Source organism: [Haemophilus] ducreyi, assembly GCF_900109315.1.
Classification (GTDB): Bacteria; Pseudomonadota; Gammaproteobacteria; order Enterobacterales; family Pasteurellaceae; genus Haemophilus_B; species Haemophilus_B ducreyi.
The window spans coordinates 74,886-101,007 of record NZ_FOJC01000003.1 but is presented as its reverse complement, the minus strand read 5'-3'; the positions used below and the strand labels follow the sequence as shown (position 1 = coordinate 101,007).

The following is a 26,122-nucleotide window of genomic DNA, read 5'->3' as shown; positions in this document are numbered from 1 at the left end:
TTAAGCGATCTGATTTGCCTTAATCGTTGCTAAGAGTGGTTTCGCCGTTGCAGTATTTGCTTGCAAACTAAGATGGCGGCCTTGTTCAGCATAATCAATTTGAATCGTTATATCTGCAGGCGGTATCACGCCTTTGCCACGATCAGCCCATTCGAGTAGACAGAGCGTTTGTGGTTGGAAATAATCGCGGATCCCCATAAATTCAAGTTCTTCGGGAGCGGCAAGTCGATAAAGATCAAAATGGTAAATGGTTATGGTCGGCAGTTGGTATTCTTCAACCAGTGCATAGGTTGGGCTTTTGACGTTACCATTATAGTCAAATGCACGAACAATACTGCGCGTTAAGGTTGTTTTGCCTGCCCCCAATTCACCATTTAGGTAAATGACAAGTGAATGTTGTTTATCAGTGGCCAAATAAGTTTTGATGTGTTGTGCCAACTGTTGCCCAAAATTGAGCATTGCCGTTTCGGTGGCAAAATAAAAAGTAGTTAAATCTGACATTGATGATGACTAATAAAATAAAAAGGGGTTTTTCATTGTGAATTATGCTAGCTTAATGAAATGCTCACGGTAGAACTTTAGTTCTTCAATTGATTCACGGATATCATCTAAGGCTAGATGGCTATTTTTTTTGCTGAATTGTTGTAATATCTCTGGTTTCCAACGACGTGCAAGTTCTTTCAAAGTACTTACATCTAAATGCCGATAATGGAAATAATCTGCTAAATCAGGCATATATTGATATAAGAAGCGTTTATCTTGTGCGACGCTATTGCCACAAATTGGTGAACTGCCTTTCATTACCCACTGTTTTAAAAAATCAAGTGTTTGTAATTCAGCTGCTCGTTCAGTCAGTTTGCTTTGTTTTACGCGTTCAATTAATCCATTTGCGGTATGTGTTTTAATGCACCATTCATTCATTTTACTGAGTAATGTGTTTGGTTGATGGACGGCTAATACGGGTCCTTCGGCGAGAATATTCAGATCTTTATCTGTCACAATAGTCGCAATTTCAATAATTCTATCTTGGTTTGGATCAAGCCCAGTCATTTCTAAATCGATCCAAATTAAATGTTGGTTAGCTAATTTATTCATTATTTTTCCTATTTTGTAATGCTTGCACAACCGCGGTTGGTACAAAAGCGTTGACTTGACCTTGGTGATAATAGATTTCTCTTATCATTGTAGAGGATAAGTAACGCCATTCAACCGCAGGTGGTAGAAAAACCGTTTCTAAGCCATCTGCTAATTTATTATTTAATTGTGAAAGTTGAATTTCGTATTCAATATCATCACTACCACGAATGCCTCTAATTAATGCTTTAGCGTGATGTTGTCGGGCAAAATCAGTAAGTAAACCACTAAAACTGACCGCTTCTACATTCGTTAAATGGCTACAGCTTTGTGCAACTAATGCGGTTCTTTCCGATAAAGAAAAGAGCGGTTGTTTAGTCGGGTGTTGTGCTACAGCGACAATCACTTTAGCGAAGAGCTTAGTGGCTCGAGTAATAATATCCAAATGGCCATTGGTAATGGGATCAAATGTCCCAGCATAAATAACAGTATAACTCATCTTTATTTTTCTAAATAAGGGGCTAATAATTGTAAATGGCGTTGTAGTGAGCCTTGGTTTGCTTTTAACACACTCAAACCCGATTGAGCAATTGCAGTGTATTTTTTCGGATCTTTCAGTAGCAAATTGACCGCTTGTGCAAGATCAGTGGGGTCATTGGTGACCTCAATTACGCCGTGGATAGCCTTTAACTTGTTAAAGATCTCTAAAAAATTAAAGGTATGAATACCTGAGATAATAGGTAATCCAAACGCAATAGGTTCTAGAGGGTTATGTCCACCGTGTTTGATTAGACTGCCGCCAACAAAAGCGATATTAGCTAAACCATATAAGATCATCATTTCCCCTAGCGTATCGGCTAACAGCACTTGGGTATGATCAGTTAAGGGGCATTGTTGACTACGTTTAACATAACATAATTCTGATTTAATTAATAAATTTTCTACATTTTTAAAGCGGTTTGGATGGCGAGGCGCCAGAATTAATAGTAAATCAGGCCATTCAGTCAGCAATTGTTGATGTGTAGCTAAAATAATTTCATCTTCACCCTCGTGTGTACTTCCGGCAATCCAAACAGGTCTATTCGCTAAGGTTAATGTTTGCTTAGTTTTTTGTATGGTTTGGCGTAATTGCTCACTAATTTCTAAATCAAATTTAAGGTTGCCAGCAGTGGTTAATTGCTGAAGATTAAAGCCTAATTGTGCATAACGCTCGGCACTGATTTGGTCTTGGGCAATGATCATAGAAATTTGATTTAATATTTTCTGTAATGCGGGTTTAAACCATTGATAATGCTTGAGTGAGCGGGCAGATAGCCGTCCATTTGCAATGATGAACGGAATCTGTTGCCGGTAAGCTTGGGTAATTAAATTGGGCCATAATTCAGTTTCAATCACGATAAATAAGCGCGGTTGAGTGAATTTAATAAAACGATTTACCGCAAAAGGCAGATCAAAAGGTAAATAAATATGTGAAACCGTATTAGCAAAAATAGCCTGTACTCTTTCAGAGGCGGTTTGTGTGAATGTAGTGACTGTGATCGGTAATGTTGGATAGAGGGTTTGGATCGCGTTAATTAAGGGGGTTGCGGCAATTACTTCACCGACAGAAGCCGCATGGATGACGATCCCTTGTGGTCTAGGTGCGGTAAGTTGGCGATAAATGCCATAACGTTCCCATAGCCGAGACGTTTGCTTGGTGTGTCTAGCCGTTTTTTGCCACATCATCAATAAAAGAACCGGTTGGCTTAAATAATTTAATAAAGTATAAATAATCCGTAATATCACGTTATTAGCTGTGTAATTGGTGTTGTTAATGATAAACCATTTTGGAAAATGGTGAGATAAAGTAAATAAGTCAAGCTTAACATATCACGCCTATAAAAAATCCCCTCGTTAAGAGGGGCGGGGATTATAGCGCGTGATTAAGATCAGGCTTTATGTGGATTACGTGTATTAGTATCGGTCAGATTACGCATTAATAAGCCAAAATTTAGATCAATATCAGCAGGTATATCAAGAAAAACAAAATGGCCATCGCCTAAGCCTGCGTTAATGTTTTCGTTTTTACGATTTAACAGGCGTTCAATTTTAAAAATAATATTATCTTTTGGCGTCATTATTTCAACGGTATCGCCAACTAAGAATTTATTTTTTACGGCGACTTCTGCTAAACCTTCAGTATTTCGTTTGCCGGTAAACTCTCCAACAAATTGTTGGCGATTGGAAATAGAATAACCGTATTCATAATTTTGATATTCATCGTGTGTATGGCGGCGCAAGAATCCTTCAGTATAGCCACGGTGAGCAAGTGATTCTAAGGTATCCATCAATGATGGGTCGAATGGCTTGCCCATAGCCGCATCATCAATTGCTTTGCGATAAACTTGTGCTGTACGTGCGCAGTAATAAAATGATTTTGTGCGCCCTTCAATTTTCAATGAATGGACGCCCATTTGCGTTAATCTTTCAACGTGTTGCACAGCACGTAAATCTTTTGAATTCATAAAATAAGTGCCATGTTCATCTTCAAAGGCGGTCATCTGTTCATCTGGTCGATTAGGTTCGGTATATAAAAACACTTTATCTGTATGAGCACCTTCGCCTAAGGTTGGCGCAATGTTTTTAACTTCGATTTCAGGTGTATATTGTTGTACGGTATTTTTTGGCACAATATTGCCCGCTTCATCGGTTTTACCTTCTTCAATTTTATATTCCCAACGGCAAGCATTGGTACAAGTCCCTTGATTTGGATCGCGTTTATTAATATAACCAGAAAGTAAACAACGGCCTGAATATGCCATACATAAAGCACCGTGTACGAAAATTTCTAATTCCATTTCTGGCACTTGTTGACGAATTTCAGCAATTTCCTCTAAAGACAGTTCACGCGATAAAATAACCCGAGTTAAGCCCATTTTCTGCCAAAATTTCACTGTTACCCAGTTAACTGCATTTGCTTGTACGGAAAGATGAATATCAATATTGGGAAAATTTTCTCTTACTAACATAATTAAGCCGGGATCGGACATAATCAACGCATCAGGTTGCATATCAACCACGACTTTTAAGTCTTTAATGAAAGTCTTTAATTTTGAATTGTGAGGTGCAATGTTGACTACAACATAGAATTTTTTGCCTAATTGGTGTGCTTCATTAATCGCAATTTGTAAATTGGCATGGTTAAATTCATTATTTCGTACCCGTAAACTGTAACGCGGTTGGCCTGCATAAACGGCGTCTGCGCCATAAGCAAACGCATAACGCATATTTTTTAATGTGCCAGCAGGTGAAAGTAATTCAGGTTTAGTATATTTTAATTCGGTCATTGCGATTCTCTTTGTGATAATAATAAGTGATTATTCTGTAATTTAATGGAAACAATAATAAAAGTATTCATTTTCTAGTAAATATTACTTTATCGCAACAAATAGATGGATTAGAATACGGGTCTTTACCCTAAAACCTAACTAATGGAAATTTTTATGAACAAATTAAGAGCAATTTTAGCTACTTCGTTATTATCTTTTTCTACCATCGCTTTTTCAAATGGCGTAATGATGGAAATGTTTCAAATGAATAAACAGTTAAAGAGTCTAGAACAGGCTCAAACGAGTAAAGATTTTGAAACGATAGCTACAGATTTCCTTCTTGTTGCACGAAAAGCAAAAGAAACGATGCCTGCTAGCCTACAAGATGATCAAGAGCGTTTTAAAGGTTATCAAGCCGGTATTCAAGATATTATTGATCAAGTTAAGAAAGCTAAAGAGTTAGCGGAACAAGATAAATTTGTTGATGCAAAAGAACTTGTTGAACAACTACATGATCTGAAAAAGAAATATCATTTAGAATATAAATAATGCAATAGATAGCAGATTATTTTGATTAAACGACAAGCGGTCTTATTTCGGCAAAATTTTGCAAGAAAAAGACCGCTTATTTTATATCTCGTAACGTATAATAGATTATGAATCAGCAACCGTATTTAACGAAAGTTTTGGTGACAATTGCCGCGATTATTATTATTTTGGCAGGTATAAAAATGGCGGGTGAAATTATTATTCCTTTTTTGCGTTCACTCTTTATTGCCATAATTTGTTCGCCAATTATTAAATTTATGACAAATCGCCGTATTCCATTAGGCATGGCGATTACTATTTTGCTAGGTTTAATTGTCCTGATTTTTTTCTTATTAGCAGGTATGGTCAACAGTGCTGTGCAAGAGTTCACCGCGTCTATTCCACAATATAAAGTGTTATTGGGACAACGTTTAGAAACGATTTTTAATCTGTTAAATCACTATCATTTACCTCTGAATATTACACAAGAAGAAATCGCAAACAAATTCGATCCAAGTTCAATAATGAATTTTGTCAGCCGGTTACTGCTTAGCTTTTCTGGCGTATTATCTAATTTGTTTGTTTTGTTATTAGTGTTGATTTTTATGTTATTAGAATCACCGGTTGCTAAATATAAGCTCGCTTTAGTATTAAGCCCTGATGATGATTTATCTAATGAAGAGCACTATATTGAACGTGTACTTGAAGGGGTAATAGGTTACTTAGGTGTTAAAACAATAATAAGTGTGCTGACGGGTTTGAGTGTCTGTTTGCTGTTAGTTTTATTGAATGTGCAATATGCTGTGTTGTGGGGAATATTAATCTTTTTACTCAATTATATTCCTAATATTGGTTCAATTTTGGGCAGTATCCCTGTAGTATTACAAGCCCTGTTGTTGAATGGCTTTACGGTTGGTTTAACCGTTTTAATTGGTGTTGTCGCGATTAATATGTTATTTGGCAATGTAGTGGAGCCTAAAATGATGGGTAAACGATTAGGATTATCAACCTTGGTTGTATTTCTTTCATTGCTTTTTTGGGGCTGGTTGTTAGGTACAGTTGGAATGCTATTATCTGTACCTTTAACGATGAGCTTAAAAATTGCGTTAGAATCTAGCCCATCTACTCGGCGTTATGCTGTGTTACTTGGCCATTTAGAAGAAGTACCAAAACATGGACCGCTTTTTTAGCATAAGCGGTGTGATTCGTTAAAAAGTTAGCATTATTGCTTGACGAGAATGAAAGAATGATTAGAATCCTAATCATTCTTTTAGAATAAAAGAAAACGTTCGGATGAAGGTAGCTGGAGAAGAGTTTAGGCTCTACCGACGAGGTAAAATCTTTCAGGTGCAATAGTTTAACTATGTGAGGACAGTTACTGGACGAACCCTTGGAGAGATCCACTCTGTACTATAGTACAGAAAATGGACGCCGAAGGCGCAAATATAAAGCAAATTTATGTGAAACGCTCAGGCAAAAGGACAGGGGAGAAAAGTGATTTCCATTCTTACTCAGTGGTGTTTTAGATGGCAATAAATGCTGTATGCGGGCATTTAACGGGCTAATTTACTAACACTATTACTTTTCTTTCCTTTCCTGCGTAAGTTGTGATTACGAGGAATCATTTAATGTCAATTGACACCATTCTTAATTCAATTAATAGTTTTATTTGGGGCGCGCCCTTATTAATTTTACTCTCTGGAGTTGGTATTTATTTCAGTTTTATGTTGAAGGGTATTCAACTGTCTAAATTGGCGTTAGCTTTTGTATATATGTTTAAGCCTGAAAAGGCGAAAGGACAGGCGGGCGATATTTCAGCATTTGCTGCGCTCTCTACTGCCTTGGCGGCAACGATTGGTACGGGCAACATTGTTGGGGTGGCGACTGCGATCCAAGCTGGCGGACCGGGTGCATTATTTTGGATGTGGTTAATTGCTTTTTTTGGTATGGCGACTAAATATGCAGAAGGCGTGCTAGCGGTTAAATTTCGTACCCGTGATAAAGCCGGGTTTATGGCTGGTGGCCCGATGTACTATATTGAAATGGGAATGGGGCAAAATTGGAAATGGCTAGCGAAAGCATTTGCTTGTTTTGGTATCTTAGTGGCTTTATTTGGGATTGGCACTTTTCCGCAAGTGAATGGTATTACGACCGCATTACAGGATAGTTTTGATTTACCTATAGCGATAACTTCTATCACGTTAACCTGTGTGGTTGCTTCGATCATTTTGGGCGGTGTGAAACGTATTTCAAAGATTGCGAGTGTGATTGTGCCTTTTATGGCATTGGCTTATGTGGTAACTGCGGTGCTGATTTTGATTTTAAATGCTGAAAAAGTCCCCGCTGCATTGGCTTTAATTATTCAAGCGGCTTTTCATCCTGAAGCTGCTGTTGGTGGGGTATTTGGCTTTAGCGTAATGCAAGCCATTCAATCCGGTTTGGCGAGAGGTATTTTCTCAAATGAAGCCGGTTTGGGATCGGCGCCTATCGCGGCGGCGGCAGCACAGACTAAAGAACCTGTCCGCCAAGGATTAATTTCAATGACAGGTACTTTTTTAGATACCATTATTGTTTGTACTATGACGGGGATAGTCATTGTGTTGACAGGTGCTTGGACCGGTGAAGCTAAAGGTGCTGCGTTGACTAATAGTGCTTTTACGTTTGGCTTAGATCACTCAATAGGTGCGATGGTTGTTACAATAGGGTTAATTTTCTTTGCGTTTACTACTATTTTAGGCTGGTGTTATTATGGTGAGCGCTGTTTTGTTTACTTGACGGGTGGTAAAACCAAAGGGATTAAATTTTATCGCGTGATCTTTATTCTGTTGATTGCACTTGCACCATTTCTACATTTAGAAATGATTTGGACAATGGCCGATATTGTGAATGGCTTAATGGCATTTCCAAACTTAATTGCGTTAATTGCCTTGCGAAAAGTGATTTTGAATGAAACAAAAGCGTATTTTGCGCGTTTGAAAGCAGGGCAGCTAGAATAATCATCATACGCTATCTGCTAAAGTGTAGGGGGCTCCCTACACTTTTTTATTATCATTGGTTCAATAAAACCTATACTATTGGCAAAAAATAGCATAAAAAAGCCCGCTTATGGGGGGCTAATTGAGATAAGCAAAATACGATTAAGCGATACGTTTATAAAGGATTATGGAATATGAGTGAACAACTAGTTGCTGGATTTAGACAACAATTTCCTTTTTTTACGCAGTATGCAGAATGGAGTTATTTAGACTCGGCAGCGACCACCTTAAAACCGACAGTATTAATAGAGGCTATGAGTGATTTTTATGCTTCAGCGGGATCGGTTCATCGTAGTCAATATGATTTAGCCCAAACGCAAGACTATGAGTTAGCGCGGCAGTTAGTGGCAAAGTGGTTTAATGTTGAGTCCGCAGAGGGTGTCATTTGGACTAGTGGCACAACACATTCGATTAATTTAGTGGCAAGTGGATTAGCTTATAGTTTAAATGCGGGTGATGAAATTATTATTTCGATTGCAGAGCATCATGCTAATTTTATTCCTTGGCAACAGCTTGCTATGCAAACGCAAGCTAAATTAATTATTGTATCTGTGTCAGCCAATCTTGAGTTAACCGTAGAGCAACTAAAGCAGGTATTATCAACCAAAACCAAAATAGTGGCGTTAAATTTGGTTTCGAATGTGACAGGAATCCGTCAGCCGGTTGAATCGCTGATCCCTATTATCCGACAATATTCATCTGCAAAAATTTTGTTAGATTGTGCTCAGGCGGTCTGTAGTGAAAGGATAGATGTACAGCGGTTAGGTGCCGACTTCTATACATTTTCCGCACATAAAATGTATGGGCCAACAGGGGTGGGTGTCTTGATGGGCAAGGTGCAAAGTTTAGCCCAAATTAGACCGCTTTTTTTTGGTGGTAAAATGCTGAATGATGTTTCGATTGATCATCTTGAATTAGCTGAGTTGCCTTATCGTTTAGAAGCCGGTACGCCAAATATTGCCGGTATCATTGGTTTTGGTAAAGTGTTGCAATGGTTGACAAAGTGGGATATGGATACATTAAACCAAGCGGTGAAGCAATTATCCATACAAGCCTATCAACGATTGACAGGCTACTCAAATATACGGCTGTTTTGTGACAAACCCATAACCATTATTAGTTTTGCAGTGGATCGCATTCATCATGCAGATATTGCTGCGATTATGGCGGAAAGCAAAGTGGCTATACGTAGTGGTGAACATTGTGCTAAGCCCTATTTAGCCCATTTAAATCAGCCGGGTACCTTGAGGATTTCGCTTGCGCCCTATAATCAAGCACAAGATTTAAACCGCTTATTTGAGGCACTAGAGGTGGCATTTACGCTTTTGGCTGATTAGATCAAAAAAAAATTAAGTTTTGCTAGGCGCTATACCCTAAATAGGGTAACCTTTTAAGCAACTAAGCGGGTGTATTTTCAATTTTTAATGATTAGAAAGGTGTCTAATATGGCTAAAGAAATCAAGAAAATTGCAGTGTTGACCAGTGGTGGTGATGCTCCTGGTATGAATGCGGCGATTCGTGGTGTGGTTCGAGCAGCATTAAATGAAGGTCTAGAAATCTTCGGTGTTCAAGATGGCTATTATGGTTTGTATCACGATAAAGTGATTCCATTAGATCGCCGTTCTGTCTCGGAAATTATTAACCGTGGTGGTACTTTTTTAGGTTCGGCACGTTTTCCACAATTTAAAGATATTGAGGTTCGCAAACAAGCGGTTAAGATTTTAGCAAAATATGAAATTGATGCTTTGGTGGTGATTGGCGGTGACGGATCTTATATGGGCGCTAAATTACTCACGGAAGAATTTGGTTATCCGTGTATAGGCTTGCCGGGCACAATTGATAATGATATTGTTGGCACTGATTATACTATTGGTTATCAAACCGCTTTACAAACGGCCGTTGAGGTAATTGACCGTTTACGTGATACTTCTACCTCACACCAGCGTATTTCGATTGTAGAAATTATGGGACGCCATTGTGGTGATTTAACCATTAGTGCAGCATTAGCCGGTGGTTGTGAATATATTATTGTGCCAGAAAAAGGTTTAGATAAAGAATCGCTTATTCATAGTATTGCTGATAATTTCCGCAAAGGTAAACGCCACGCAATTATTGCTATTACGGAATTAATGACAGATGTGCATCAATTGGCAAGAGAATTAGAAAAAAAATTTGGTCATGAAACACGGGCTACCGTGTTAGGGCATATACAACGAGGGGGTTCACCTTGTCCATTTGATCGTATTTTAGCCTCCCGTATGGGAGTCTATGCGGTTGATTTATTACGTCAAGGTTTTGGTGGTCGTTGTGTCGGCATTCAAAATGAGCATTTAGTGCATCATGATATTATTGATGCAATTAATAATATGCGACGTCCATTTAAACAGGATATATTTGAAGCAGCTAGTAAATTAGCCTAATTTTGCTTAAAATAAGAAAGGCGACTGAAATAGTCGCCTTTCTTTTGAATGGCCGTGCTTAAGCTCTAGAAATAGTTAAATAACATGATTTCTGGCTAACAAAAATGAGAGGGGTAAGAATGACAACTTTAGTGTCAGTTTTGATTTGTGCTTATAATGTAGAAAAATATATTGATGAATGTTTAAATGCGGTTATTGCGCAAACCTATAAAAACCTTGAGATTATTGTTGTTAATGATGGTTCAACAGATGGAACATTAGCTAAATTACGTCAATTTGAAGCTAAGGATCCAAGAGTCAAGATTATTGATAATATTGTCAATCAAGGGACGAGTAAATCATTAAATATTGGCATTCAATATTGCCAAGGGGAAATCATTGCACGTACAGATTCAGATGATATTGTCGATATACATTGGATTGAAACATTAATGCGTGAGCTAGATAATTCACCGGAGACGATTGCTATTAGTGCTTATTTAGAGTTTTTAGCAGAAAAAGGCAATGGTAGTAAATTAAGTAGATCGCGTAAGCATGGTAAGATCGCCGAAAATCCAATCTCGTCGGAGGCAATTAGCCAACGTATGTTATTTGGTAACCCTGTCCATAATAACGTTGCATTAGTTCGAAGAAAAGTATTCAGTGAATATGGTTTAAGGTTTGATCCTGATTATATTCATGCGGAAGATTATAAGTTTTGGTTTGAGGTTTCTAAGCTAGGTAAAATGAGAACTTATCCTAAGGCATTAGCATTAGTTAAATATCGATTACATGCTACGCAAGTGTCTTCAGCGTATAATCAAAAACAAAGAAGTATTGCTAAAAAAATCAAACGAGAAGCCATTTCTCATTACTTACAACAATATGGCATTCAGTTACCGGAAAAATTAACTATACACGATCTGTTTAGTATTTTTAGCCCACAAATAGAATTAAGCTTAACAGTAGCAAATAAACAAGAATTATTTTGGTCCTTAGCGACTTCATTATCAGAATATCGTTTTCGCGATTTGTTAAAAATCTATTCATTGGATATATTTCATCAGTTAAGTTTTAAATATAAGAAACGTATTTTTAGAAAATTTCTGTTCCCCAATGGATATCCGTCTGTTATTTAACATTAATAACCGCTCAATAATCTGCTAATTTTAAACAATAAATGTTATGTATAAAGTTAACCCCGTTATTTCAAATCAGCATGGTGCATTAGTTATGGCAAGCATTCCATTTGTATATGGTATGTTTGCGGCTAAACCAATAATAAATCACAGTTGGCTTGCGTTATCTTGGCTATTCTTATACCTATTTTCTTATCCATTTTTTTCGCTATTTAGTAAAAAACCGACCGCACGTAATAAAAAATGGGCAGTGATTTATGCCAGCTTAAGTTTGTTATTTGTTTTGCCTGTTTTATGGCAGAAACCAACGATCTTGCAGTTTTTAGGGCTAATTTTACCGCTTGCAATAATTCAAATTTATTATGCTAAACAGCAGAATGAACGGCATTTAGTGAATGATATTGCGGGTTATTTGACCTTTGGTGTAATGGGTATGGCTAGCTTTTATCTCGCGACTGAACAGGTAAATTGGGGCATCTTGCTCCACCCAACATTATTTTTTATTGCGGCTACTTTTTATGTTAAAAGTATGGTTCGTGAACGAAAGCAGCCGCTATATATGGAATTGAGCATTGCGATACATTTAATTTTAGCGATCAACTATATTTTAGGCGGGCATATTTGGTTATTTTTAGCGTATATTGTGAGTTTAGCGCGCGCCATTATGGTACCGAGTTTTGCTTGGAATATAAAAAAAATAGGGTTATTAGAATTCCCGATAATGCTGTTATTTTTAGCCTGTTTAGTGATGACGTAGATATTGCTTAATAATATAAGTCCTCTTTATAACGTTGATAATCTGTTTTAAGTGCCTCAATTAGCTCAACAAAATCAGCAGGTAATGGAGCGTGACATTCTATTAATTCACTGTTAATAGGGTGTTCTAAGCGTAACATAGTGGCATGTAATGCTTGCCGTTGAAAAGCGCGTAACACGGTAAGGAATGCTTCACTGCTTCCTTTCGGGGGTCTAGGTCTTCCTCCGTATAACTGATCGCCTAATAATGGATGAGCAATGTGCGCCATATGTACTCTAATTTGATGTGTTCGACCTGTTTCTAAGCGTAGCCTTAAACGTGTATAGTTGCGGAATCGTTCCATAATACGATAGTGAGTGATGGCAGGCTTACCCATTGGATGTACTGCCATAGCGGTCCGTTTTGTTGGGTGACGTGCCATTGGTTCATCAACTTTGCCACCTTGTGTCATGATTCCACTTGCGATGGCTTCATATTCACGTGTAATACGACGTTTTTGTAACGCCGTAACTAAATGGGTTTGCGCTGGAATATTTTTTGCAACGACCATTAATCCTGTGGTGTCTTTATCTAAGCGATGAATAATTCCTGCTCGTGGCACTTCTGCAATAGGTGGATAGTAATATAATAAAGCGTTTAAAACCGTCCCATCTGGATTGCCAGCGCCGGGGTGAACAACGAGGTTTTTCGGTTTATTTATTATAATAATATCATCGTCTTCGTGGATAATATTAAGCGGGATATTTTGTGGCTCAAAGTGAATTTCTTCTTCAATTTCTGCTTGGATTTCAATTTGTTCTCCGCCAAACACTTTTTCGCGTGCTCTATTTACAATGATACCGTTCACTTTCACCAAATCATTTTCAATCCAAACTTTTATTCGTGAGCGAGAGTAGTCAGGAAAAAGTTGAGCAAGTGCTTGATCAAGGCGATAACCTAATAAATCTGCAGAAATTTCTGCTGTTAAAGTCATTTGTTGTGTCATTAAATATAAATTCCAAAATTTGTCTGTTGCTTATTTAGTAATGTGCTATAAAATACCATTATTTTTTATGAACTTAGCAAAGTGCCATTGGTCAAATGCTACCATTGTACATTACTTTTTTCATGGCACACACTTTTTATAGGTAAAAATCATATGCGTAAATTGAATTCTCTTGTATCGCTTGTTTTAGCGGGATTATTAGTTATAGGTTGTTCAAATCAAAATCAAACAGAGCAAGAAATACTTTCAGCACAAGCGCTTTATACTCAAGCACAAACTCAATTAGAAAAAGGTGATTATGCCTCTGCTATTGCATCTTTTGAAAAGATGGGTTCAAGAAACGTACAAGCGAGTTTATTTGGTGAACAAATTCAATTAAGTTTAATTTTTGCTCATTATAAAACCGGTGAATATTATAAAGCACTAGACCTAGCTGAACGTTTTGTACGTGCTTATCCAAACAGTAATAATATGGATTATGTGTATTATTTAGTCGGGTTAAGTAATGTTCGCTTAGGAGATAACTTTATTCAGGATTTCTTCCACGTAAATCGTTCTTCGCGCACAATTGAGAGCATTCGTAATGCTTATGGAAATTTCCAAATGATTGTGAGAAATTATCCACAAAGCCAATATGTAAATGATGCTCAACAGTGGATGGTTTATTTATTGAATCGTATGGCAGAGCATGAATTATCTATTGTAAAATTTTATGATAAACGTAATGCATCTGTTGCGGTCGTAAATCGTGTTGAAGAAATGATTCGTTTTTATCCTGCAAGTAAGCCAACCTTTGATGCGTTACCTTATATGCAAAAAGCATATCAGAGAATGGGATTAAAAGATTCAGAGGCAAAAGTCACAGAGTTGATTGAAATGAATAAAGCAAAAGTATTCCCTAAAATTACTAAGCCAGAATATACTAAGCAATTCTAAGTAGTTCTATCATAATATTAACTTAATAAGGGGCGTTATTTGAGATAATGCCCCTTTCCCTATTTAATTAATTAGACGAACATAATGCGAATTTTAGGAATTGAAACTTCATGTGATGAAACTGGTGTTGCTATTTATGATGAGCAACGAGGTCTAATTGCAAATCAACTTTATAGCCAAATTGAGATGCATGCTGATTATGGTGGTGTGGTTCCCGAGTTAGCTTCACGAGATCATATCCGTAAAACATTACCTTTGATTCAAGCGGCATTAAAAGAAGCAAATTTAACCGCTTCTGAGATTGATGGCATTGCTTATACGGCTGGACCAGGGCTAGTTGGAGCTTTGCTTGTTGGTGCCACTATTGCACGTGCATTAGCTTATGCTTGGAATGTTCCCGCATTAGCTGTACATCATATGGAAGGGCATTTAATGGCACCTATGCTAGAAGAAAATTCTCCTGAATTTCCCTTTATTGCGCTGTTGATTTCAGGTGGGCATACACAATTAATTAAAGTAGCGGGTGTAGGTGAATATGAAATTTTAGGCGAATCAATAGATGATGCTGCGGGAGAAGCTTTTGATAAAACGGGTAAATTGCTTGGTTTGGATTACCCTGCTGGTGTTGCTTTATCGCAATTAGCGGAAAAAGGTACGCCGAATCGTTTTGTTTTTCCTCGTCCAATGACGGATAGGCCAGGTTTAGACTTTAGTTTATCTGGTTTGAAAACCTTTGCAGCAAATACGATTAATGCTCAGTTAGGTGAAAATGGTCAGTTAAATGAACAAACGCGTTGTGATATTGCACACGCATTTCAGCAAGCTGTTGTGGATACGATTATTATTAAATGTAAGCGAGCATTACAGCAAACAGGCTATAACCGTTTAGTTATGGCGGGCGGTGTAAGTGCTAATAAACAGTTACGTGCAGAATTAGCTACTATGATGCAAGCATTAAAAGGTCAAGTCTATTATCCTCGTCCTCAATTTTGTACAGATAATGGGGCAATGATTGCCTATACCGGTTTTATTCGCTTGAAAAAAGGGGAAAAAACGGATTTAAGTGTAAGTGTAAAGCCTCGTTGGCCAATGACAACCTTATTAAAATTATCAGCGCACCATAAAGTTTAAAAAGAGAATTTTTTATGCAGAATATACACCAGCATAATTATGTTATTAGTTTAAAAACAGCAGATGCGCGTAGGCAACATATTATTCAAGAGTTCGCTAAACACAATATTCCATTTCAATTTTTTGATGCGATTACACTCGATTTAATTGAAGAGAAAGCTAAGGAATTTAACTGCGATATTTCAAATAGTAGCTTAACGAAAAATGAGATAGCCTGTGCATTAAGCCATATTGCTTTATGGCGGTTAGCGAAAGAAAAGCAATTAGATTACATTTGTATATTCGAAGATGATATTCATTTAGGCCATAATGCATCTGCATTCTTAGATAGCCACTATATAGATACAAATGTGCATTTAGTAAAATTAGAAAAGCATTTTAAGCGGGTTAAAACTTCTTTTTTCGCAGTAAAAAATATATGTCGCGGAAGTTATATAAGTTAAATGGAATAGATGCTGGAACTGCTAGCTATATCGTGACCAAAATCGGTATTGAATATTTACTTAGTCGCTTAGATAAGCTTGAAGCATTGCCAATAGATATGATTATCTTTAAAGATTATTTAAAAGATTCTAATTATATTGTTTGGATGTTACTTCCAAGTGTTGGTATTCAAGATTTTCTATTAAATTCAAAAGAGCATTTTGAAAGTGCTCTGAAAATAGAACGTGATATTCATAATAGTAAAGCTTTAGAAAAAAGTAAAATAAAAATAAATATTTTAGCCAAAATTTATCGTGAAATTCTTCGCCCTTTTAAAAGACTAAAAAAGGCATTTTTTTTGAAAAAAGTACGTTTTAAATAACTTAACGCTCGTTATTACAACAAGAAATAATAGTAATTATTAGGAATAAATATGAATACAACGCATTTCCATCAATTAGTTGAAGAAACTTGGCATAAAATTGAAGAAAAAATTGATGAAGCTGATTTAGCGGTCGATACCGAGATTCATGGCGCAGTTTGCACGCTCACTTTTGATGATGACTCGCAGATTATTATTAATAAGCAAGAAGCAATGTTAGAGCTATGGTTGGCAAGCAAGCTGGGCGGATTCCATTTTAAATATATTGATGGTCAATGGATAACTGCTGAAAAGCGTAATTTTTGGGATCATCTGCAAGAGGCATTTGCTCGCCACGGGGAACGCATTTCTTTTTAAATGCTTATGTAAAAAAGCAATGTAATTAATCACAGATGCAAGAACTATTTTCTAAGGCAAAAGATGTTTTAAATAACATTTTTGGTTATCAACATTTCCGCAACGGACAACAAGAAGTTATTGAAGCCGTATTAACTGGACAAGATTGTTTAGTTATTATGACAACCGGTGGTGGAAAATCACTTTGTTATCAAGTCCCTGCACTTTGTCTAGAGGGAATTACATTAGTTATATCCCCGCTTATTTCGTTGATGAAAGATCAAGTGGATCAATTACTCACTTATGGTATTGAAGCGGGTTATATCAATTGCTCCCAAACATTTGAAGAGCAACAACGTGTCGAACAGAAAGCCTTATCTGGTCAGTTAAAATTACTCTACCTTTCACCCGAGAAAGTGATGACTCAAGCTTTCTTTTCTTTTATTTTTCATTGCAAAATTAGTCTAATTGTTGTTGATGAGGCGCATTGTGTTTCACAGTGGGGGCATGATTTTCGTCCTGAATATGTATTATTAGGCAGATTACGTAAGACTTTTGTCGGTATTCCATTAATGGCTTTGACGGCAACCGCTGATCCAACTACGCGTAAGGATATTCTACAGCATTTATGTTTAACGAATCCTTATACTTACCTAGGTAGTTTTGATCGGCCTAATATCCGTTATACAGTACAGCAAAAATTTAAACCACTAGAACAACTAACGCAATTTATTTTAAGACAGCAGGGGAAAAGCGGTATTATTTATTGTAATAGCCGCAAAAAAGTTGAAGAAATCAGTGAAAAGCTTGCAGCGCGAAAAATCTCAGTAATGGGATATCACGCAGGAATGCCTGTACAACAACGGGAAATGGTCCAAGAAGCGTTTCAGCGAGACAATATCCAAATTGTAGTAGCAACAATTGCCTTTGGTATGGGGATTAATAAATCAAATGTACGTTTTGTTGTTCATTTTGATTTGCCACGTAGTATTGAGGCCTATTACCAAGAAACAGGACGAGCAGGGCGTGATGATCTGCCTTCTGAAGCAGTACTATTTTACAACCCAAGTGATTATGCTTGGATGGAGAAAACCTTATTAGAAGAGCCTGAAACAGATCAGCGCCAAATTAAACAACATAAATTACAAGCAATAGGTGCATTTGCTGAATCGCAAACGTGCCGTCGGTTAGTGTTATTAAATTATTTTGGTGAATCTCGCCAAGCACCTTGTCAGAATTGTGATATTTGTTTAAATCCACCCCGCCAGTATGATGGGACTTTAGATGCACAGAAAGTGTTATCTGTTATTTATCGTACAGGGCAAATGTTTGGTGTACAGCATATTATTGCCGTGTTACGTGGAATGAATAATCAAAGAATCCGAGAGTTTAACCACGATCAGCTATCTGTCTATGGGATTGGCAAAGATCAATCTGCGCCGTATTGGTTAAGTATTATTCATCAACTTATTCATTTAGGTTTAATTAAGCAAAATATTACTAATCATTCATCATTACAATTGACAGAAGAAGCACGCCCAGTGTTGCGTTCGCAAAAATTAGCATTGGCAATGCCACGCTTAACTTTTTCTGCCAATGCGTATATTCAAAAACAAGCCTCTGTGCGTTACGACAAAGATTTATTTGCACGTCTGCGTTTCTTACGTAAACAGATTGCCGATAAAGAGAATATCCCTCCTTATGTTGTATTCAATGACGCAACTTTGCAAGAAATGGCAGAATATCTTCCGCTTAGTAACGTAGAAATGCTAGAAATTAATGGTGTCGGTGAGCGAAAATTAGAGCGTTTTGGTGGCGCATTTTTGAATTTGATTAAAGAACATTGTCAGAATAGAAAATGAGCCTAGTGCGATCATGAGATAATAAAATGCCATAGATTTCTCTATGGCATTATTTTATTAGTAATCAAAGCTTATTTGGCCTTTAATGGCTTTTAACCCTAAGAATGGCGCCATTTCGCCTAATGCTTCTTCAATACGGATTAATTGATTATATTTAGCGATCCGATCTGAACGGCTCATTGATCCTGTTTTGATTTGACCTGCGGCAGTGCCGACGGCTAAATCAGCAATTGTTGCATCTTCAGTTTCACCTGAACGGTGCGAAATAACGGCAGTATAGCCAGCATCTTTTGCCATTTTAATTGCAGCTAACGTTTCTGTTAATGAACCAATCTGATTGAACTTAATTAAGATAGAATTTGCAATGCCTTTTTCAATACCTTCTTTTAAGATTTTGGTATTAGTAACAAATAGATCGTCGCCAACTAATTGGACTTTATCACCTAATATCTTAGTTTGATAAGCAAAGCCATCCCAATCGGATTCATCTTGGCCATCTTCAATAGAAACAATAGGGTATTCTTTACATAAATTTTCTAGATAGTGAGTAAATTCTTGAGAAGTGAATGATTTACCCTCACCTTTCATTTCATATAAACCACTTTCTTTATTATAGAATTCAGATGATGCGCAATCCATCGCCAAAGTAATATCTTTACCTAACACATAACCTGCATTTTCAACCGCTTCTTTAATACAAGCTAAAGCATCAGCATTAGATGCCAAGTTTGGTGCGAAACCACCTTCATCACCTACCGCAGTACTTAAACCTTTCGCTTTTAATACCTTGGCTAAATTATGGAAAACTTCTGCGCCGATACGTAATGCCTCACGTAATGTTTTTGCACCAATAGGTTGAATCATAAATTCTTGAATATCAACATTGTTGTCCGCGTGCTCACCGCCATTGATAATATTCATCATTGGTAATGGCATAGAATACACACCCGGTGTACCATTTAATTCTGCAATATAAGCATATAATGGTAAACCTTTAGAAGCTGCAGCTGCTTTTGCTGTTGCTAAAGAGACCGCTAAAATTGCATTCGCACCGAATTTAGATTTATTTTCAGTACCATCTAAATCGATCATAGTTTGGTCGATTTCAGATTGTGCGCAACCTTCTTTTCCTACGATCGCTTGCGCAATTTCATTATTTACTGCCGCAACCGCTTTTAATACGCCTTTACCTAAAAAACGTGATTTATCGCCGTCACGTAACTCTAATGCCTCACGTGATCCTGTTGATGCACCAGACGGAGCAGCCGCTAAGCCGACAAAACCGCCTTCTAAATGAACTTCAGCTTCAACCGTCGGGTTACCACGAGAGTCGATAATTTCACGACCAATTACTTTTACAATTTTAGCCATTGTTGATATTCCTCTATATTGAGATTTAATAAAAAAGAGTGGCAATATAGTAAAGCTATTTTCCTCTTTTGTCTTGTAAAAAAGCGTATTAGCTCATTAAATTAACTTATTCTTTGATCGAACAAGGCTAAATGTCGTTATTCTCTGATTAAGCCGTTTTATGCAATTTATACGCTATAAAGCAATATCATTTTCGAATGAGTAAAGTTACGGTTTCATAATGAGTAGTATGCGGGAACATATCAAATAATTGAACTCTATGTAATTGATAATGGGTTAAATATGCGAAGTCTTTGACCATACTTTCAGCGTTACAGCTAGAATAAATTAGATAAGGCGTATTGAGTTGGTTCAAAAATTCGGCAAGATCTTTGCCTATGCAGCGCCGTGGTGGGTTGACAATAACTAACTCGGGTGTTTGTTGTCTATCTTTTAACGCAAATTGTGCAGCATCTAACGAAGCAAATGTTACATTGTTAAGTGCTAATTTTTGTGCGGATTGTGTAGCACTTTCAATCGCAGCTGCCGAAATTTCTATGCCTGTTAATGTGACCGTTCTTCCTTGATCTTGTAGGGCTTTTGCACAATGTAAACCAAAGCCACCTACACCACAGAAAAGATCCCATAAATGATTAATAGGTAATGTTTTGACCCATTGTTGTACTGTTGCATAAAGTTGGCTAGCTACTTTGGGATTGGTTTGGAAAAAACCTTGTGGACGGATAAATAATGGGATTTGATTAAATTGTTCTTCTAACACTCGCTGTTCAGTTAAGAAAATTTCGGTTTCACCTTCTAAAATAGCCGCATGTTGTGGTTGTATATTTAAACTGACGACTGAATTAGTCGGCAGTTTGGCTAATAATTGAGGTAATTCACGTTCAATAAGCGGTCTTTTTTGCTCACTTCTTAACACAAAACGTAACATAACTGACTGATTATATTCACTTTTGGTGATTAAGATATATTTTAACTCACCTTTCTTTTTTATGATGTTGTAAGGGACTAAACCTGCTCTAGCGATAAAATCTTTCAGGATTGGAAAAAGTGATTTAAATTGAACAGGGTAGAGTGGGCAATCGGTTAAATCAATGGCACTATTAGCAATTTGAGGATCTTTTAAAATGCCTAACAGTGGACGTTCTACTTGGCCAGACACTACCATTTTGGCTTTATTACGAAAATGTGAGATATCAGACATTATTGGCGGTAGGATATCGGTTATTTCGGGCAAAATAAAAGGGGAAAGTAACCGCTTAAGTTGCGATTGTTTATCGGTAAGTTGAGTTAAATAAGGCTTTGTTAACCATTGACAAGAGTTACATTCCTGTTTTTCAAAATAAGCACAAGATGAATTCATAGTTTTATAAATAATTTATTTAATGTGAATTGCTTAATAATTAATGTGTCGTTTGCCATTCAAGCCAGCTTTCATGTAACTGTTCTAAATATTGTTTGGTTTGCTGATAACGTGGCGATGATGCTAATTGTTGAAAATCAATGGTTCGGCGTTTTTTTAAGGTTAAGTATTTTTGTTGTTCTAATTTATTTGGTTGATAAGTTAAGCCATTCAGTACTTCAATTACACCTTCAGGTTGATTACAAAGTAGTAGCAAATCACACCCTGCGTTAATTGCTTGCTCACTCCGTTGTAGAAAATTGCCCATTAAATTAGCACCTTGCATACCAAGGTCATCTGAAAAAATAATCCCTTTAAATTGAAGTTGTTGTCGAAGTACTTGTTGTAACCAGTATGTAGAACCGCTAGCGGGGTGTGGATCACATTGTGTATATACCACGTGAGCAGGCATAATAGCAGATAGTTTATTTTTAGCGATAAAATACTCGAAAGGTTGAATATCATAATTAAAAATATTCGCTTTGGCGCGCTCATCAAAAGGGGTTTCTAAATGCGAATCTGCGATAACCTGACCATGGCCAGGAAAATGCTTACCTGTGGTTGCCATTCCTATTTCACGCATACCATCAATAAAACCTTCAGCAATCGGTAAAATTTGTGTAACTTTTTCACCAAATGAACGATCACCAATCGCTTTGCATTGATGGCCAAGATCTAATACGGGGGCAAAACTGAGATCAATGTTTAATGCAAACATTTCAGCTGCCATTAACCAGCCTGCCTGCTTTGCCCAAATAATAGCTTCTTGTGGATGCTTTGCCAGTTGCCCGAATGCTTGCATTGCAGGCAATCGTGTGAAGCCTTCACGAAAACGTTGCACACGTCCACCTTCTTGGTCAACGGTGATTAATAAAGGCTTGGTTACTTTTTGGCGTATTTCTTTGATGAGTGCTGTTAATTGTGCTTTATCGACAAAATTACGACTAAATAAGATTAAGCCAGCGATTAATGGGTGTGATAGAATTTCTATTTCTTGTTGGCTTATTTCTGTGCCTTTAATGTCAATTATTAACATAGTGTTTCCTAACAAAGTAATGAAAGTGTGTCAGTCAGATTGCTGTAGAAAATTTTGTAGAATAGCAGCCGTGAATGGTTTACGTAAATAAAAAGCTAATGGTAATGATTGTATTTGTTCACCATGTTGGTCAATCGATTGGGTGATGGATAAGCGGTTACGGCCTTTAGGGCGTAATTGCATCACTTCACCTAAATGTCCATTTATTTGATCTAGTCGCCCAAGCACGATATATTCCATTAATTCTTCCCAGTCGTTACGAAGCTGTTGTTCTTGTTGATAAGAAGGGCTCCAAAGAATAGCTTGCCCAATATAACGATCCTTAATCGGAATGCTTCTTTCAGCTTGAATGGGGATCCAAAGTACACGTTGTAATTTATATTTTACATGCGATGTTTGCCAAGTGATGCCTTGATTATGTATAAGTGGTGCAAGGCAAATAAAGGTGGTTTCAAGTGGCAAACCATGATTATTGATGGGGATCGTTTTAAGCTCAATACCTAGATGAGCAAAGTCTTGTTCAGGTTTACTGCCTGCTGTGGCGCCTAAAGCGCGCTCAATTATTTGCCCGACCCAGCCTTTATCTCTAGTTAGATCAGGAGGCACAACAGTATTTAACTGTTGTGCAAGTTCACCCAATGTGAATCCTGCTAGCCAATTTGCTTTTGCTAATAATTCGGCTTCACTTTGTGGTTGGATTGAAAGTTGCATTAGTAATAAATTTAAATTGCTGAGTGATAACTGATATGGGCAAGTTACATCCACGCATTATTACGAATGACCCCGACCGCAATTCCTTCAATTTCAATATATTTAAGGCGTGGATCAACAATAATTGGCTGTAATTCATCATTTTCAGGGTGGAGATAAATAAGCTCACCTTTTTTCTCTAATCGTTTTACGGTCACTTCATCTTCAACACGAGCAATGACTACTTGCCCATTACGTGCAAAATTGGTTTTATGTACGGCGAGTAAATCACCATCTAAGATACCAATTTTCTCCATTGAGTTACCATTTACTTTCAATAAATAGTCCGCATTGGGATTAAACATTGCGCCATTAACGGGGTAATGGCTTTCAACGTGTTCAATCGCCATAATTGGTGTGCCAGCTGCCACTTTACCGATTAAAGGTAGACTTAAGTCTTGAGTTACGTCTTCGTTATCATTATTGATGAGAATACGAATGCCACGAGAAGTGCCTGATAGCATTTCAATATACCCTTTGCGTGCTAATGCTTTTAAATGTTCTTCTGCGGCATTTGGCGATTTAAAACCAATTTCACGTGCAATTTCAACACGTGTGGGCGGCATTCCTGTTGTATCAATATGGTGTTTGAGAAAATCAAAAATTTCTTGTTGTCGAGCCGTTAAGTGTTTACGTGACATTTTTTCCTCACTGTCTTTATATACAGAATTTTGTGTTATTATATACAGTAATTTTTCTTTTGTAACTAGATAAATGAGGAAAAAAAGTAGAAATTTATGCTAAACTATTAGGTAAATAAATTTATTTAGATGGCATAAACCATAACAATTAAGGATATTAAAATGTCTAGCCTCTTGAGTTTTTATCGTAATATATTGAATTTCCCTTTATCTTTATTGGTGAAATCACAAGCTATTCCAACCGATCCCGTGAGTGAGTTAGGCTTGAATTTAGAGCAACCTATTATTTATGTGTTGCCATATACTTCACAAACTGATTTGCTTATTCTGCAAAAAAATTGTCTTGCCTTAAACCTGCCCGATCCGTTAGTTGAAAATGATATTCAAGGTCAATCTTTACCGCGTTATGTTTTTCTTGATGAAGGTCATCGCTTTTTCAAGTCAAAAGGGGTAAAAAGTGAAACAGAATCTTTGTTTTATCGTTATTTAGATTTACATAAAACAGATGAAACGTTAGATATACAATTAGTGCCTATTTCTGTGTTATGGGGGCGTTCACCTGGTAAAGAAACAGCACCTTCATTGCGTTTATTAAGTCGCTTTCAACGTATTATTGCGATGATTTGGTTTGGTCGAGATAATTTTGTTCGTTTTTCGCAAGCGGTATCATTATGTTATATGGTGAAAGAATATGGTGCAGAGAAAGGCATTGCACAAAAATTAGCAAGAGTGGCAAAAATTCATTTTGCGAAACAGCGTTATTCAGCGATGGGGCCTCGCTTACCCGAACGTCAGGCAATGTTTGATAAATTAATTCAATTACCCACCATTGTGCAAGCTATTGAAGATGAAGCCAAAACCAAAAAGATACCTATTCCCAAGGCACGTCAGGAAGCGGAAAAAATCCTTGATGAAATTGCGGCGGATGTTAGCCACGGAACATTACGGATGGCAGATCGTGTGTTGAGTTGGTTGTGGAATAAATTATATCAAGGTATTAACGTACAAAATGCTGATCGTGTACGTAAATTAGCGTTGGAAGGGCATGAGATAATTTATGTGCCTTGCCATCGTAGCCATATGGATTATTTATTACTTTCATATATTTTGTATCATCAAGGCGTTGTGTCACCGCATATTGCGGCTGGAATCAATTTAAACTTTTGGCCTGCGGGTCCGTTTTTCCGCCGTGGTGGTGCTTTCTTTATTCGTCGTACTTTTAAAGGGAATCGTCTATATTCGACAGTTTTCCGTGAATATTTAGCGGAGTTATTTTATCGTGGCTATTCGGTTGAATATTTTATTGAAGGCGGTCGTTCTAGAACCGGGCGTTTGTTAGAGCCAAAAACGGGTATGGTGTCAATGACATTACAAGCATTACAGCGTGGTTTAAACCGCCCAATTAGTATTGTGCCTGTTTATATTGGCTACGAACATGTTTTAGAAGTCGATACTTATGCCAAAGAATTACGCGGTGCTGCTAAGGAAAAAGAAAATGCAGGGCTTGTTTTACGTGTGATTAAAAAATTGCGTAATTTAGGGCAGGGGTATGTGAATTTTGGTAAGCCGATCCAAGTAAATAGCTATTTGAACCAGCATTTTCCTGAATGGAAATTACCGCCTGTGGAAAATGTACGGCCAAAATGGTTAAATGAAGCTGTAGATGCAATTGCTAAACAAGTGATGGTAAATATCAATAATGCTGCTGCAGTAAATGCTAAAAATTTAATTGGCTCAGTCTTATTAGCTTCTCGTCAAAGGGCGTTATCACGCGAGCAATTAATTGAACAAGTGGAAAGTTATTTACAATTATTCCAAAATGTGAGTTATTCATCAGATATTATTTTACCCACTGAAAGTGCGGATGAAATGCTTGAACACGTGTTGGCATTACCTCGGTCAGGGGTGATGAGTGAGCAAGATAACTTTGGTGAAATGATCCGCTTAGATCGAGAATCAGCCGTATTAATGACGTATTATCGGAATAATATTCAGCATTTATTCGTTTTGCCGTCATTAGTGGCGAGTATCGTTTTACATAATGAAGCAGCGTCTAAAACATTGATTCGTGAAACGGTGAGCCACATTTATCTATTCTTAAAAGCGGAGCTATTTTTACATTTTGATGAAAAAGAAGTGTTAGAGCAAGTTGAACTGATCTTAATGGAATTTATTCGTCAACAAATAGTGAAATATGACGGTGACGTGTTAACCATTAACCGTCGTCGTTTGCCAACCTTGCAATTACACGCGGCTGGGATACGTGAAATTCTACAGCGTTATTATATTAGCTTAAGCCTTTTATTGGAGTGCCCAGCCATTAGTCGTACTCTATTAGAAAAAGAGAGCAGAATGATTGCTCAACGTCTTTCTATTTTACACGGTATTAATGCGCCAGAGTTCTTTGATAAAGCAATTTTTTCAACCTTTACAGCCAGCCTAAAAGCACAAGGTTATTTTGATCTAGAAGGTCATACTGTGATTGAAAAAGTTGAAGAAGTGGCACACATTTTAAGAAGATTGATTTCTGTTGAAGTGCAATTGACTATTCAAGGGGCTATGGACAAAGTTGACCAAGTTGATGAAAAATTAGAATAATATGACATTTAAGCGGTAGTATTTGGTAAATT

The 26,122-nt window shown here is 37.1% G+C and carries 25 protein-coding genes and 1 riboswitch; of the genes, 14 read left to right on the top strand and 11 right to left on the bottom strand.

Annotated features, from left to right (window positions below):
• The 5 genes from tsaE to trhP all read right to left on the bottom strand — a co-directional run bounded on the left by tsaE (position 1) and on the right by trhP (position 4,400).
• On the bottom strand, positions 1–501 hold the full coding sequence (gene tsaE, locus BMX01_RS02705; RefSeq protein WP_064082638.1) for a tRNA (adenosine(37)-N6)-threonylcarbamoyltransferase complex ATPase subunit type 1 TsaE: 501 nt from the start codon (positions 499–501) through the stop codon (positions 1–3).
• Positions 502–543: 42 nt separating this feature from the next.
• Entirely contained in the window at positions 544–1,095 is a 552-nt protein-coding gene (orn, locus tag BMX01_RS02700; RefSeq protein ID WP_064082639.1) for an oligoribonuclease, read from the bottom strand.
• Positions 1,088–1,573 carry a pantetheine-phosphate adenylyltransferase gene (gene coaD / locus BMX01_RS02695; RefSeq protein WP_064082640.1) on the bottom strand — a complete coding sequence of 162 codons (486 nt, stop codon included), beginning with the start codon at positions 1,571–1,573 and terminating at the stop codon, positions 1,088–1,090. The genes orn and coaD overlap by 8 nt, the downstream gene beginning before the upstream one ends.
• Positions 1,574–1,575: 2 nt before the next feature.
• Positions 1,576–2,856 carry a lipid IV(A) 3-deoxy-D-manno-octulosonic acid transferase gene (waaA, locus tag BMX01_RS02690; protein WP_064083035.1) on the bottom strand — a complete coding sequence of 427 codons (1,281 nt, stop codon included), beginning with the start codon at positions 2,854–2,856 and terminating at the stop codon, positions 1,576–1,578.
• Between the two features lie 146 nt (positions 2,857–3,002).
• Entirely contained in the window at positions 3,003–4,400 is a 1,398-nt protein-coding gene (gene trhP, locus BMX01_RS02685) for a prephenate-dependent tRNA uridine(34) hydroxylase TrhP (protein ID WP_064082641.1), read from the bottom strand.
• A gap of 156 nt (positions 4,401–4,556) precedes the next feature.
• Here trhP and BMX01_RS02680 point away from each other — a divergent pair, with 156 nt between their 5' ends.
• From BMX01_RS02680 to BMX01_RS02650, 7 genes are all read left to right on the top strand, one after another.
• Positions 4,557–4,931: a cytochrome b562 gene (locus tag BMX01_RS02680; protein WP_064082642.1), complete on the top strand. Its 375-nt coding sequence runs from the start codon at positions 4,557–4,559 to the stop codon at positions 4,929–4,931.
• Between the two features lie 107 nt (positions 4,932–5,038).
• Positions 5,039–6,100 carry an AI-2E family transporter gene (locus BMX01_RS02675; protein ID WP_074647721.1) on the top strand — a complete coding sequence of 354 codons (1,062 nt, stop codon included), beginning with the start codon at positions 5,039–5,041 and terminating at the stop codon, positions 6,098–6,100.
• Positions 6,101–6,290: 190 nt separating this feature from the next.
• Positions 6,291–6,405: riboswitch (glycine riboswitch) on the top strand.
• A 133-nt stretch (positions 6,406–6,538) separates the two neighbouring features.
• Positions 6,539–7,906 carry an alanine/glycine:cation symporter family protein gene (locus BMX01_RS02670; protein ID WP_064082644.1) on the top strand — a complete coding sequence of 456 codons (1,368 nt, stop codon included), beginning with the start codon at positions 6,539–6,541 and terminating at the stop codon, positions 7,904–7,906.
• Positions 7,907–8,079: 173 nt separating this feature from the next.
• The gene (locus BMX01_RS02665; protein WP_064082645.1) at positions 8,080–9,282 is read left to right on the top strand and encodes an aminotransferase class V-fold PLP-dependent enzyme; all 1,203 of its coding nucleotides are present in this window, start codon (positions 8,080–8,082) and stop codon (positions 9,280–9,282) included.
• A 108-nt stretch (positions 9,283–9,390) separates the two neighbouring features.
• Positions 9,391–10,365, top strand: a complete 975-nt coding sequence (gene pfkA / locus BMX01_RS02660; RefSeq protein WP_074647718.1) for a 6-phosphofructokinase — start codon at positions 9,391–9,393, stop codon at positions 10,363–10,365.
• Positions 10,366–10,484: 119 nt separating this feature from the next.
• Complete coding sequence (locus tag BMX01_RS02655) at positions 10,485–11,483, top strand: glycosyltransferase family 2 protein (protein ID WP_064082647.1); 999 nt, start codon at positions 10,485–10,487, stop codon at positions 11,481–11,483.
• 46 nt (positions 11,484–11,529) lie between these two features.
• A complete protein-coding gene (locus tag BMX01_RS02650; protein ID WP_064082648.1) occupies positions 11,530–12,240 on the top strand; it encodes a YwiC-like family protein in 711 nt (236 codons plus the stop codon).
• Positions 12,241–12,247: 7 nt separating this feature from the next.
• Here BMX01_RS02650 and rluD read toward each other — a convergent pair whose 3' ends face one another.
• A complete protein-coding gene (gene rluD / locus BMX01_RS02645; protein WP_064082649.1) occupies positions 12,248–13,225 on the bottom strand; it encodes a 23S rRNA pseudouridine(1911/1915/1917) synthase RluD in 978 nt (325 codons plus the stop codon).
• 153 nt (positions 13,226–13,378) lie between these two features.
• Here rluD and BMX01_RS02640 point away from each other — a divergent pair, with 153 nt between their 5' ends.
• The 6 genes from BMX01_RS02640 (at position 13,379) to recQ (ending at position 18,295) form a co-directional block, all read left to right on the top strand.
• On the top strand, positions 13,379–14,161 hold the full coding sequence (locus tag BMX01_RS02640; protein WP_064082650.1) for an outer membrane protein assembly factor BamD: 783 nt from the start codon (positions 13,379–13,381) through the stop codon (positions 14,159–14,161).
• An 84-nt stretch (positions 14,162–14,245) separates the two neighbouring features.
• Positions 14,246–15,292: a tRNA (adenosine(37)-N6)-threonylcarbamoyltransferase complex transferase subunit TsaD gene (gene tsaD, locus BMX01_RS02635; RefSeq protein ID WP_064082651.1), complete on the top strand. Its 1,047-nt coding sequence runs from the start codon at positions 14,246–14,248 to the stop codon at positions 15,290–15,292.
• Between the two features lie 14 nt (positions 15,293–15,306).
• The gene (locus tag BMX01_RS07890; protein ID WP_064082652.1) at positions 15,307–15,735 is read left to right on the top strand and encodes a glycosyltransferase family 25 protein; all 429 of its coding nucleotides are present in this window, start codon (positions 15,307–15,309) and stop codon (positions 15,733–15,735) included.
• Positions 15,711–16,097: a hypothetical protein gene (locus BMX01_RS07885; protein WP_064082653.1), complete on the top strand. Its 387-nt coding sequence runs from the start codon at positions 15,711–15,713 to the stop codon at positions 16,095–16,097. The genes BMX01_RS07890 and BMX01_RS07885 overlap by 25 nt, the downstream gene beginning before the upstream one ends.
• A gap of 51 nt (positions 16,098–16,148) precedes the next feature.
• A complete protein-coding gene (gene cyaY / locus BMX01_RS02625) occupies positions 16,149–16,454 on the top strand; it encodes an iron donor protein CyaY (protein WP_064082654.1) in 306 nt (101 codons plus the stop codon).
• A gap of 35 nt (positions 16,455–16,489) precedes the next feature.
• Positions 16,490–18,295: a DNA helicase RecQ gene (gene recQ, locus BMX01_RS02620; RefSeq protein WP_074647716.1), complete on the top strand. Its 1,806-nt coding sequence runs from the start codon at positions 16,490–16,492 to the stop codon at positions 18,293–18,295.
• A 57-nt stretch (positions 18,296–18,352) separates the two neighbouring features.
• On the opposite strand, the gene eno is transcribed toward recQ, so the two are convergent.
• From eno to lexA, 5 genes are all read right to left on the bottom strand, one after another.
• Positions 18,353–19,666, bottom strand: coding sequence for a phosphopyruvate hydratase (gene eno / locus BMX01_RS02615; RefSeq protein WP_064082655.1), 1,314 nt, complete (start codon positions 19,664–19,666; stop codon positions 18,353–18,355).
• Between the two features lie 187 nt (positions 19,667–19,853).
• Complete coding sequence (gene rlmC, locus BMX01_RS02610) at positions 19,854–21,026, bottom strand: 23S rRNA (uracil(747)-C(5))-methyltransferase RlmC (protein WP_064082656.1); 1,173 nt, start codon at positions 21,024–21,026, stop codon at positions 19,854–19,856.
• A 40-nt stretch (positions 21,027–21,066) separates the two neighbouring features.
• Entirely contained in the window at positions 21,067–22,101 is a 1,035-nt protein-coding gene (nagZ, locus tag BMX01_RS02605; RefSeq protein ID WP_064082657.1) for a beta-N-acetylhexosaminidase, read from the bottom strand.
• 30 nt (positions 22,102–22,131) lie between these two features.
• Positions 22,132–22,812: a DNA mismatch repair endonuclease MutH gene (gene mutH, locus BMX01_RS02600; RefSeq protein ID WP_064083036.1), complete on the bottom strand. Its 681-nt coding sequence runs from the start codon at positions 22,810–22,812 to the stop codon at positions 22,132–22,134.
• Positions 22,813–22,856: 44 nt separating this feature from the next.
• Positions 22,857–23,492 carry a transcriptional repressor LexA gene (lexA, locus tag BMX01_RS02595; RefSeq protein WP_064082658.1) on the bottom strand — a complete coding sequence of 212 codons (636 nt, stop codon included), beginning with the start codon at positions 23,490–23,492 and terminating at the stop codon, positions 22,857–22,859.
• Between the two features lie 162 nt (positions 23,493–23,654).
• Between lexA and plsB the strand changes: the two genes are divergently transcribed.
• Entirely contained in the window at positions 23,655–26,090 is a 2,436-nt protein-coding gene (gene plsB, locus BMX01_RS02590) for a glycerol-3-phosphate 1-O-acyltransferase PlsB (protein WP_064082659.1), read from the top strand.
• Positions 26,091–26,122: the final 32 nt, after the last annotated feature.